This window comes from Candidatus Nitrosocosmicus oleophilus, from assembly GCF_000802205.1.
In the GTDB taxonomy this organism is placed as follows: Archaea; Thermoproteota; Nitrososphaeria; order Nitrososphaerales; family Nitrososphaeraceae; genus Nitrosocosmicus; species Nitrosocosmicus oleophilus.
Genome location: NZ_CP012850.1, coordinates 3101741 through 3114502 on the forward strand (window position 1 = coordinate 3101741; position 12762 = coordinate 3114502).

Annotated in this window: 7 protein-coding genes; 4 read left to right on the forward strand and 3 right to left on the reverse strand. The window is 32.4% G+C overall.

Translation table 11 applies throughout. The features are described from left to right. Positions 1 to 66: 66 nt before the first annotated feature. Both NMY3_RS15000 and wecB read left to right on the forward strand, forming a co-directional pair. Positions 67 to 900, forward strand: a complete 834-nt coding sequence (locus NMY3_RS15000; protein ID WP_196816615.1) for a glycosyltransferase — start codon at positions 67 to 69, stop codon at positions 898 to 900. Positions 901 to 911: 11 nt separating this feature from the next. Continuing rightward, positions 912 to 2033 carry a non-hydrolyzing UDP-N-acetylglucosamine 2-epimerase gene (gene wecB / locus NMY3_RS15005; protein WP_196816616.1) on the forward strand — a complete coding sequence of 374 codons (1122 nt, stop codon included), beginning with the start codon at positions 912 to 914 and terminating at the stop codon, positions 2031 to 2033. A 45-nt stretch (positions 2034 to 2078) separates the two neighbouring features. Here wecB and NMY3_RS15010 read toward each other — a convergent pair whose 3' ends face one another. Continuing rightward, the gene (locus tag NMY3_RS15010) at positions 2079 to 3233 is read right to left on the reverse strand and encodes a beta-L-arabinofuranosidase domain-containing protein (RefSeq protein WP_196816617.1); all 1155 of its coding nucleotides are present in this window, start codon (positions 3231 to 3233) and stop codon (positions 2079 to 2081) included. A gap of 186 nt (positions 3234 to 3419) precedes the next feature. Continuing rightward, positions 3420 to 7745, reverse strand: a complete 4326-nt coding sequence (locus NMY3_RS15015) for a hypothetical protein (protein WP_196816618.1) — start codon at positions 7743 to 7745, stop codon at positions 3420 to 3422. 311 nt (positions 7746 to 8056) lie between these two features. Here NMY3_RS15015 and NMY3_RS15020 point away from each other — a divergent pair, with 311 nt between their 5' ends. After that, positions 8057 to 9223 (forward strand): glycosyltransferase family 4 protein, encoded by a 1167-nt coding sequence (locus NMY3_RS15020; RefSeq protein ID WP_196816619.1) that lies wholly within the window; start codon positions 8057 to 8059, stop codon positions 9221 to 9223. Positions 9224 to 9688: 465 nt separating this feature from the next. On the opposite strand, the gene NMY3_RS15025 is transcribed toward NMY3_RS15020, so the two are convergent. After that, positions 9689 to 11479 (reverse strand): PQQ-dependent sugar dehydrogenase, encoded by a 1791-nt coding sequence (locus NMY3_RS15025; RefSeq protein ID WP_196816620.1) that lies wholly within the window; start codon positions 11477 to 11479, stop codon positions 9689 to 9691. A gap of 481 nt (positions 11480 to 11960) precedes the next feature. Between NMY3_RS15025 and NMY3_RS15030 the strand changes: the two genes are divergently transcribed. Then, a complete protein-coding gene (locus NMY3_RS15030) occupies positions 11961 to 12761 on the forward strand; it encodes a hypothetical protein (protein ID WP_196816621.1) in 801 nt (266 codons plus the stop codon). Position 12762: the final 1 nt, after the last annotated feature.

The following is a 12762-nucleotide window of genomic DNA, read 5'->3' on the forward strand; positions in this document are numbered from 1 at the left end:
AGTATAATTTGAATTCTTCAATGATTCTTTAACATATATAAATAAGTAAGAGTATTATAAAACTGCTTGAAATTTCCAATAAGTGTCATAATCCCAATATTCAATGAAGAAAAAAGGATTAGAAAATGCCTGGAGCGATCTCTGGAATATTGTACAGCTCAGGATTGGGATTTTGAAATTGTGATAGTAGAAGATGGATGTACTGATCAGTCCGTCATGATAGTAAAGGAATTTGAGAAGATAGATAAGAGAATTATACTTGTCTCGTTAACCAAAAGATATGGTAAAGGTGGGTCAGTATTACGAGCTATTGATCATTGTACAAAGTCAAACATAGGATTTATGGATGTTGACTTATCAGCTGACCCATCGGAATTTGAAAGATTGATTCCGTTTATTGAAAAGAACGACATAGTTATTGGTTCAAGAACTCTGCGTGGAAGTTTAGGTGTGGCAACAAGGCCTATTAGAAGAAAGCTCTTGTCATTTATGTATCATTTGTTTTTCAGCTGTCTATTTGATATCAAAATTCGTGATCTTCAATGTGGTTTTAAATTATTTAAAAAAAATTCATTGTCTAGAGTCTTGTCAGGAATAAGAGTTAATGGTTTCGCATTTGACACAGAGTTTTTGGTAATGAGCAAGTTGAATGGTTTGCAAATAAAAGAAGTCCCTATCGTTTGGCACCATGACAAAAATTCCAAGCTAAATCTATTTTCCACCATATTTAATATGTCCCGCGATTTACTCAATATTTGGGTAAAGGCTTTCATGACACAATTACACGAGTGTTCGTCTCAGAAAGTCAAATTTGTTGCAAGACCAGTCATCCTATTTCAAGCAATTTCATATAACCCCTTCGCCAAACGTTCTATCAAGACAGATGTTCTAACGGGATAGGAGTAATCACCATGTTTGCGATTGTAACAGGCACAAGACCCGAAATTATCAAAATGTTTCCAATAATGAAACAGATGGACAGACATAATATTGATTATAAGTATATTCATACAGGCCAACACTTTGATGTTTCATTGTCAACACAATTTCTTAATGAGTTCTCTATCCCCCATCCTGACTATAGTATCGATTTGTTCGACTCAAAAATAAATCCAACCCTTCAAATTCCAGAAATGATGATAAAACTAGATAAGTTGTTTAGAGAAGAAAATTTTGACGGTGTAATAGTACAAGGTGATACCAATAGTGTTTTAGCTGCGTCACTAGTTTCTACACAACATAACATACCAATTTATCATGTAGAATCAGGATTACGATGTTTTGATTACAGTATGCAGGAGGAGCGAAATCGATTATTAGTAGATCACATGTCAGATGTTCTTTTTGCTTCAACTGCAGTTTCCAAAAAAAATCTCGAGAATGAAAATGTAAAGGGAAAGATATATGTCGTTGGGAACACAGTTATGGATGCAATAAGCATAATTTCGAATAGCGAAATGAGCGCTCTAAATGATGAAAAACCAATTGATAAAATTGTATCTGAAGAATATGTAGCAGTAACATTACACCGACATGAAAATTTGTCAAATAGAGATTTCTTGTACAACTTTTTTAGTGGATTACATGAATCTAACTTAAATTATATATTTCCTATACATCCCCATACTTTAAAACAAATGAAGAAATTTAAGTTGGATTATTTTCTTAGAGATAGAATAAAAATCGTCCCACCATTAGGATATACTAAATTTCTGAATTTATTGAAAAAGAGTAAATTTGTAATAACTGACTCCGGCGGGATTCAAGAAGAAATTACGTCCCATTTAGTAAACAAATGTGCTATTGTGGTAAGACCTAATACGGAACGACCAGAGTCAATAGAATCGGGACATTCCAGATTGCTTAGTGATTTTAGTAAGAATAAATTAGAGAACGAAATTTATAAACTCAATAATGATCTAGAACACGGAATTAATTTTAGAGCCAGCCCATATGGCGTTGGTAACAGTGCCCAAAGGATCGTGAATGTGTTATTAGAACATTATCAACCGGTTTCAAAGATATTGAATTAAGGTTGACTTTACGAATTTAGATAAGGAAAAGTCATAGTTTTCCTGTTAGATGAAAAACTCTATTTTTGAATGACGTACATCTTTGTTGTTATTTCTTTTATTCCAGAGGTCTAGTGCTTGTAAAGAAAACATGCTGCACCAAGTACAAGCAAAATTGGATTGCTCATTATACTTTATAGCTTTTTCTGAATTAATAAAAAAGCTCATTACTCTAACAAGAAGACTATCCATGGCCTTTTCTATTTTATCTCTAGGCAACTTCAAATAAACTTCCAATTCTTTACCATATAGGATTAGTAACCGTAGTAACTGTGAAGTACAATCGGCTTGATCATTTAAGTCGACATTGCTCCTTGGAACACCGCCCATGATTGTCATATTGGAAATGGCCCATTCAATTCCCTTCAATCCATTAATTAACAATTTCCTATCGTTTTTTATAAACCCAACATATGTTAATCCTTCACAGGCATAAAGGTGTGGATGAAGGTAAATCTGGTCATTTTTATCTAGATTATTCAAAAAACTACCTTCATCGTTCTGCATACTTGTTGCAAGTTCGCAAAGACTTCCACAAATTTTTAAATATGTCTCATTTCCGGTAATTCTATATAAATCTATCAAACCAATTCCCAATTTAGCGTGATATGAGCCAATTTGAGTAGACCACTTTTCAGAGCCATAGTTTAAGGGTGACAAGTTTACATCTAATAGTGCATAACATAGTTGGTCATTCTTAAAGAAATATTTTATTAAGGCATTTGCTAATTTCTCTGCCATTTTAAGAACCACTTGATCTTTGGTAACTTTATAATAATTTAAAAGACCAGCAAGAACCATGCCATTATCAAAAGAATAAATTTGATTTTCGATCATACCTTTTTCCGTAAAATTTTCATTTTTTCTCTTACCCGTATTTAATAAATTGTTAATCATATTTTTTTGAATGTATTCGACAGTTTGTTTCATGGCTTCTAAATATTCAACATCATTAGTCTCGGTATACAAGTAACTAAAGCAACTTAATGAATAACCAGTAATTTCATTATATATATAAGGATACTTGCCTGCTTCATCCAATGCATCTAGATTTTTCCATCCGAAAAAACCTCCACAATCTTCTCCTGCCGTAATCCTTATATCAGAATGCAAAAGCCAATTTTGCAGATCCTTTGCAAGTTCAAACTCTTTATTCTTCAATTATCAATTCCATATATGCGCTCATATTTCTTTTTATTGCAAATTGTGAACTTTTAGTCGATTTTGCCCTTACTCAAGCTACTTATATAAAGGCCATAAATCGAACATTGGGATTAGGTATGTTTAAGGTTTCCAATAGGAATAGAAACGTAATATTTTCGAAAATATATAGTCAGCCTATTATTGTTATGGTATTGGCTTTGTTTTACTTGTTTTATAATAATATATTGTTGCAGTAGCGGCTAAAATCAACAAAACAATAATGCTTATAGTTAACCCGGTATAAAACCAAGCCTGGGGTTCATATTCTAAAACAATATCAAAACTACCAGTTTTATTAATCAAGAATCCATTAACTATTGAGAAAATAGGAACATTATCTATTTCCTTTTGAGACTGCGGATCATTACCAACAATGCTAGCTTTCCACAATGGATCATAGGTTTCTGAAAATGACAAGACAAATGGTTTTGTTGCATTGTCTATTTTTATGATATGTTTTGTAGGATTAATTTTGGAATAATTGCTCAGATATGCTGGTATGCTTTGATCACTAAAAGGTAGACTAGAGGTAGATGAGGAATAAGCATCATTTGTATCTGCATTTTCATTACTGTTAATTGTATAAATCAGTGCAATATCTAACTTAGTTTTTGGATCAGGCATGGTTAACTTTATTTGATGTGTTCCTTTTGGCAGGTAGACAGTAGAACCAATTGAAAACGTATTGTCTGAAGTTAAGGATGAGTTTGAGGATGAATTGTGGTTGGATTCATTATTAGAAAGACTCTGATAATCTCTTTCCACACCATCTATTACCAACTTAACTGGTTCATCTTTCAAGTCTCCTGTACCATTATCATAAAACTGGAAATCAAAGGAATAACTACCACTTTTTATTATATCGATATCCTTCTGTAATGTGTACCCCATACTACTGTTGTCCATGATTGTATTCATAGTTTCTGTACCTGTATCAGCTGTGGCATTGATAGCAGTAGTGGTAGTATTGGTGGTAGATGAAGTCATATTAGATTGATTTGATTCGCTAAATAGTGCATAGGATTTTATCGAATCAATATTTTCATCGTTTACCTTTATGTTATAACCATAGGAAGCGTTATTAACAACAGGAATAGATCTTGTTTGGACCAAGGAAGTTGAAGACGATGCATTACCATCTGTGTTATTCTGGATTAGACTTTCACGATGCATATCAGCATAATATTCATCAGTATATCCAAGATTATTCAAATGAATACGTGGAATTATCTCTGTCACCTCAGTGTCATCTAAATAGAAGGTACTTTTTGAATTTGCATTAGGTAAGAACAGAAAAGCAACCTGGATAAATTCTGTATTACGTGGAGGTACAATGTCAATAGCGTATTCCTTTTCAAAGGAACCATTAATGGGTTCAGAGACAGGATTTTCACTTATCAGATTATAATTCAAATCGTAAAAGTGCACTTCTGGGTGAAAATCGTTCATGTCAAATGCTTTAACTTTGGACTTGAATTTTAGATTAGTGTCATCACCGATTGGTATATAATCTGTCTGTAAAATATTCCACGTATTCATACTATCGGGTGTAGATTGGTTTACATTAACTTTTAAACTGCTATTTCCTGCAATAGGATAATTTTCTTCCAAATTCTCTGAGTATAGTTCATCGCCAAATAATTCAAATGGATTGGTAGCATTCTCATAATCTTCAGAATAAACAGTTTTTTGACTTGTAGGTATTAGGTCAATAGATCTGATAGGATTAGTAGTTTGGGTATCATTACCGCTATTCTCAGGAGAAAATGGTTTGTACTTGTTTTCAAAATTTAATCTAAGTGAATCAACATTATCAGGCGTATTTAGTGTGCCATTAAACATGACAGTACCAGCTGTTGTATTATTGATTTTGTTTGGAGTCATAGTCATGGTATTATTTGAAATTGTAGTATCAAATAGCGGAACTAGTATAGAATTAGTGCTGTTACCAAAACTGTCAAAGTCGGCTTGATCCATCAAATATATAATATTCATCTCACTAGTTTTATCCATAACAGCAGACATTGATTGTTCAAATTGGCTATGAGGAACTACTGCAAATGTGTTTATAGCATTAAAACCATTTACATTTTCGATGGTTAATTTGTGCGTACCTTTAGTCAAATTGCCTGACCATATTTTTTTCCATACAAACTTGTCGTTGTTGTCTGTGCCTTGAGTATTGATTTCATTTATTAAATCATCGTCTAGGAAAATCTTGATGTTTCCTCCTCTGAAATTCTCAAGATAGCGTATGAACAAGTCGTATTGATCATCCTTGTCAATTTTAATAGGTATGTCAAGTTTGACACCTGAAGCTTGTGTTATAACTATACCCTTCCCATAATCTAAATCCCAATTATCTATTCCTACTGGTTGTAAATAAGGATGGAATTCCCCATGTAATGAATCAATGGCATTGACTCTGGACCAAAATAGGGAGTGGTCATTATGAAAAGTATATTCAAAAGGTGAAACAAAGTAGTCATTAGGCATAAATGGAAATACAAGTCCTAAGAAAGATGGTTCCATGATTATGTTGTTAAAATAATTTAGAGAACTGATATTTTGTGATGGATTTTGATCCAAAAATAATACCGAAGAATTTGTGGAACTAAAGGACTTGATCTTATTAAGAAGGGATAATTTGTCTAAGCCTTGAACTACTCCAATGTTGTTGTTGGTATTCATTATATCAATGGATGATGACTGATTTTTTGGTAATTTGAAGACGTCAAAAAATCCAATGTTCTTATCATGCTGTAAATCACTCAAAGTATAAACCTTGTTCGAGAAAGACAAATCATCTTCTGATATTGTATCATTGTGATATATCAAATACGATGTACCGAAAGGATAAATGTAATTGCTGATACCTTCTTTTGTTTGATTATTTTGAATCAATTGGGTAAAATAATTATAGTAATTCTTTTGCACCGGATAAAAGATCTGATTGCTTGGAAGATCAGATTCTAACTGATAAATGCCAGGTTGATTTGGACCGATTATTCCATGATTAAGACTCCAGTATGGCGGGGTCGCAGAGTAAGGCATAAAAAAGACCTTTTGAGTATCAAGGGTAGATAAGTAGTTGTTTAAATTATCAAAATCCTCTGGCAATTTTATGGAATTATAAATTTCATCCATCGTATAGTTATAAACCGGATATGCAAAAATAGCAATACTACCAATAATAATAACAATATAGATGGATGAGACAATGATGTTTTTAGATCGATTTGAAAACAGTTTGAAAATGAAAACTGAAAATAAAGTTATGAAAAAAGAATAACTAAATGCTATCAAAAATGACCACTTATCAGGGTCTCTAAAAACCCAGGCAATCTTTCCAAGTATAGGTGTGGAAAATAAAATACTAAAATAATCAATCCGAATGTTTGTTCCCATAGCCAGCACAAATCCAATTACAAAAAAAACAAACAAAATAAGAGAATATTTTATTTTTTTAACCCAAAGAATGAAAGATAGTATAGCTAATACTGGAAACAGGTAGATAGTAAATAACCACAAAGAATGCAGGATAGATGTAGGAGGCGATGGTTCATAATTGACTCCAAAATTTATCCAGTCAGCAGTGAGAGTCAGAGTGTTTAATAACGCACTATCTCTGCTTAATAGGTCTGTTATCTCTAAATTCAAAACATATGTGGGTGCAATTAATTCAGAGGAGGTGACCGAACTCAGAACATACGGTAGAATCCAGTACAGATTTACTACAACAAAAAGAGAAAATAAAGATACCAGTGTTATTGTGGAATGTAATACTGGTTTGAATTTCCTTTTGCTAAGATAGTAAACAAAAAATGAAAGAAAAGTAATTGTCAAAATTATTCCATAAAATATCACCATGTGTGGAGTAGATGAAGCGATGATAGAAGTTAAGGCAGCTATTATTATGTATTTAAACTTGAACCGCTGAAATGAAAAAACAAGAGATACAAAAAAGATAGGCAAAATAGAATATCCAATCCATAAGTAGTAATGATCTATTCGATTAAATGACCAGACATTATACGCATAAAAAATGCTACCAATGATCAGCGCTATACTTAACTTTAATTCAGTAATTCCTTGAATCTTATTTTTTAGCAAATAAAAAAATGAAAAATAAAATGAAAATGAACATAACGAAAAACCCAGTATAATCATTATTTTGGTAGATGCTTCAAAACTAACAGAAAATAAAGAGAGAAGAGCCCAGATTCCTATCATTGGAAATCTTGCCAAATTCTCAAAACCAGAATAGCTACCTTTATCTATCCATAGCCAAAGCCTCTCAAAGGAATAATGAGAGGTATCAAAAGAAGGAAAATCTCCACCGATTAATACGCCAGATTGAACAAATAATCTAATAGAGATAATAAAAATTGGAACTAGTAATACAAGAAATAGATATTTTTGAACATAATGGTTAGAAGTACCTTGGCTGAGTGAATCTTTCTTGTACATAAAAATTTAAAGTTAATGAAAATGTCATTTGGTCCAATAAAAATCATCTGCTCGTCATATTTAATGTAAGCTCGATGGTAAAACTGCCATTTTAAGTATAGCGACATCACGTTCAAAATACTTCTTTAGCAAATAGGGAACTCAATCAAAAAAGATAAACAAAAGTGCATGTGACAAAAAGACTGTTGAATCGGTATGGATCCCCTAAAATAAGGTTCTCAATTTACTTTGTTGTGAGATAGCATTATAACCCATTTTCTCCAAAACTATAATAGATTTATTAAACAATAATTCAGAATCTAAGTTAAGTAATGAATATTCTGTATATCACCCAGTGGTTTTCTTCAGAGGGTGGAGGAGGAGAGGTCGTTTTTATGAATGTTGCTAGAGGTATGGCTAAAAAAGGTCACAAGGTCGATGTAATTTCCCATATACTTAGTAATACTGTTGATGAACAAATCCATGGTTTAAAAATTCACAGAATTAATCCTAAACTTAGAAATCAATTACCTTCGATATCTGACAACTTTCTATTTATGATACGCAGTTTGATTGAAGGAATAAGGATCATTCGAAAAAACAAAATCGATTTAATTCATTCGAATAACTTTATTTCCGTAATTGTGGGTAAAACGTTATCTAAAATATTTAATATTCCGCTAGTTACTACAATTCATTACGTATATTATCAGACTCCCGAATTGTGGGATAAATGGGCTAAACAGGAAGGAGTATCAATATTCTCAAAAATTTTAGGCCCATTTTTAGAGAAAATGACGATAAAAATAAACGCCGATGCAGTTCATACGGTCAGTAAAGCTACATATGATGACGTTAAAAAAATAAATAAGAAGTCCAAGGTGGTAATAATAACCAACGGACTTTATCCAGAAAAATATTTGGGATATTTTTCTGAAGAATTTAAGAATTATATAGTCTTCATAGGAAGGCTTGTTTTCTACAAGAACGTGAATTTCTTAATCAATGCCTTTACTGATGTTTTGGAAAAAATCCCGGATGCGAAGCTAATAATAATAGGGGACGGCCCCCTAAAAAATGAACTATACGAACTAGTAACACATAATCATTTAGAAAAAAATATATTCTTTATAGGATTTAATGATGGAGATAAAAAATTTGAACTGTTGGCCAATTCAACAGCATTAGTTCAACCCAGCCTGGCAGAAGGATCCTCCATGGTTGCTATCGAGGCATTTGCATTGGGAAAACCTGTAATCATGTCTAATTTGAAATGTTCAAATGAATTAATTGTCGATGGAATAAATGGGTTTACTATACCACCAGATGATCAAAAACAGTGGACTGAAAAAATAATTATGCTGTTAACGGATAAAATGCAATCTAAAGAATTAGGGAAAAACGCTCAAAAACGGATGATTGAAAAATTCAATTTGAATGTACTTTTGAACGAATTTGAATTATTGTACAAAGATATTCTAAACGATAGAAAAACATAACAAAATAAATATGTCAAAATATTTAATAGCATCAAGATTCTATCAACTTTCCTCTGGTTTAAGTTGATAATGAATTTATAACAAGTTATGATATTCACCTGCCTTAGAGACTTCATATTTTGAAATTGATTTGCTAATTCTTTTAATCTAAAATATCTTTCGAAAATCCCCAGTAATAACCTACATAGTGTTTTTATGTCTTTCTGCAAAATATTTGCAGTATATAAATCGGCCTTCACACACAAATATCTCTGTATAACAAATTCTTTCGTGCAGATTTAATCTTAATGCCTTGAAGTAACAGAATATATTTTATTTAAATACTTAAGCAATGAATAACAGATAAAAGGAGTGTATAATTGCACCATATACAAGATCCATCCTGTAAACCAAGAGGATGATGGTAGAAATATTTGTTAAATTTGATACTTAATATCCTTATTCTTATTTAACCACCATGGATCCTCATTTTTTCGTAATTTTATAAATTACTCCATATTTCCCCTGATTCTCCTTTGAATGATCAAAGTCAATGATCTGATCGGGATTTATAGATAGCACATACATAGCACCATCAGGACCCACTTGGATATCCGTAATATGTCCAAAGCCTCTACCAAACACCGGAGAAGAGGCATCACTATAGTTTGGCATCAGATCAATGTACTTACCCGAATAGTTATCGAAAAGTTTAATTTCATCATACTTACTGGTGGCTTCTTTATCTTCTTTAGACGACCATCCGGCATTAATAGCAGGTTGGATTTTTGATATATTATTAGGGATTGTCAGGTCGCACTGAAATTTAGTCATATCCATCTTTCCCGTTTTTGCATCGGGGCATTGTATTAACGGAACCCATGATTTTGACGTTTCATTAAAACCCTGGACTACAATGTGTGAATCTGTAGAATATTTATTTTGTGACATGGACGTCTCAATCGTATATTTATTCCCTGGAATAACCCCATATTCCGAACCATAAATCCATGACCATAAATTTTCAACGTTAATTGGTGTAGATATAGTCAAAGATCTTTCAAGATTATTGCTAGTTACATTGACAGATTCATCAACTGTGCATCTATAGTAATTAAAACAGGTTGTAAATGGATCCTGATAAATTACTGGATAGCTTTTTCCCATTATTCCGACGTGACTTATCATATTTGAATCACTTTCAATAATCGACCTATTTTCATTCAGTTTAAAACGGTAAATATTACCATCATTAAAATCTCCAACAAACATATCACCAAAATAATTTTCTCCCAAGTTGTGCGAATTCATAAACTTGATAGCAGTTATTCCTATTGTATCCAAGAAAGTCATTTTAGGATAGTCATATCCATTGGATTGATCAAATGTAACTAATTCAGTTAGGTTTGTAAATAGATCCCCGGCTTCTTCACCTGAAGGCTCCCACAAACCCTGAACTTTCTTCCATCCACTGTTGAACCCAGGTTGAACTAAATTGATCTCATCCCCGTATCCAGGTCCATTTTCTGTATCCCAAAGATTGCCGGTTAAGGGATCGAAATCTAAACCAAAACTGTTTCGAATTCCATATGCAAAATAATTATGTAGCGTGGAATTTTCAAAGATGTTTTTAATCGGCTTGTCATCTAAACTGATCCTTATAATTCCACCTGATCCATTGACACCTGTACCGTTATCAAAATTTTGAGTTAAGGACCTGGATGCTAAAAGATCACCTATAGATACATAAAGATTATCATCAGGACCTATAACCATTTTACCGCCAACATGATATGGAGGTTCAGAATCATATGGCAAATCAAATAGTAGCTTTGGGTTGACTAATTTGCCATTTATAAAATCATATTTGAAAATTCTATTCCCTAAAACATCGTCTTCAGAATTGGATTCATTGGTGCTTTCCTCACCATTTAACTGCGTGAAATATAGATAGACGCTTGTTATCCCCGAAGAATTGGTAAGCGCAACTGAACCTAGCAACCCTCTTTCCTGCGAGTTGTCTACATCAAGTTGTAAAACAGGGTCATCCAACATTTGTCCATTTATGATTCTGTTTACTATTCCATCGTTTTTTTCTAAAACTAATATGTCATCATCTTTCAAGAAGGACATTGAAACAGGAAATTCCAACCCATGGTATAATGTTTCAATTTTCAAATTTTTGTCGTATAGAATAGGCTCTGAAGATACATATTGTAGACAAGAATTAAAAAATACAAGAAAGAGAATTAATGGTAGAAAAAGGATTAATTTCATTTATACCCAATGTAATTTGTAGGTACACCTCTATCTATTTATTCGGATCCTAATCCTTGAATTTCGTTTCAGCTACGTAGATGTATAGTATTATATTTGCGTCGGGCATTTTATTCATTAAGAATTTAGGTGCATCTTATCAAATTGGTCTAGTTTTAGATTTCTCATTTAAGGTCTTTGGCAAATCAGTCTCTGTTAGTAGACAGCAAGATCAATACTATCCAATTATTCAACATTCATTGACAAAGAGTACATGTAGAAAATTAAATCAAATCTGGAGATTACATCAGGATTATTCATCTCGCACGAGTAAATTGCTATAGCATTAGACGCAAGCTATTGACTTTTCAAACCTGTATTCCACCCAGCGTAGAACGATAAATGAGTCAGATTACCTAATAATATAAATAATTTAATTTACTTGATTATGTCCGAGGTAATAGAATAAATCTTAATAATCAAACTTAAACAATACATTATTGTGAATGATAATCGATCGCCATATACTCCAACGAAAGTAGTTTGGGGTAACAAGTCATCAATATTAACAGAGCTACTCAAGGAAGCCCGGGAGTCCGTTAGGAAAAAGGGATTAATCCATGTTTTTAAGATGGGAATTGTAACCAGTTATGAATATTTTCAATTGTTCTTTTATAAAAAATTTCGTAATGATGAAACGTTCTATTTTAATGGAAAAAAATACCACTATCTTTTTCATGGAAGAGTAGCCGGAGCGGGTCCTAGTTGGAAAAATGAACGGTGTGTCAACATTCCAATCATATGGGAAACTATTGAGGAATATAGAAAAAATAACAAGAAAGTATTGGAATTAGGAAATGTAATTTCATATGCAACAGATATCGATCATGATGTGATTGACAAATATGAAATAATGGATGGGATAATAAATGAAGATATAATTGATTTTAATCCTAAATTCAAGTACGATTTAATTGTAAGCGTACTATGCCTTCAAAGCGTAGGATGGGATGAAATACCTAAGGATCCACCAAAAATTCTTAAAGCGCTTGAAAACATGAATAACATTCTAGCTCCCGGAGGGAAAATGGTTATTTCTGTAGGCTGGGGGTGGAATCAATACCTTGAAAGCTTGATTTTAGAGGGAAAATTCAAATTTGATGAACAATGGTTTTTGAAACATGACAAGGGATACAAATGGGAGGAAGTACAATCTATTAACGAAATTAAAGATCTTAAATATGATGAGAAAGCCTACACAGCACGAGGGATAATCATTGGAATAATTAACAAAAAATCATGAA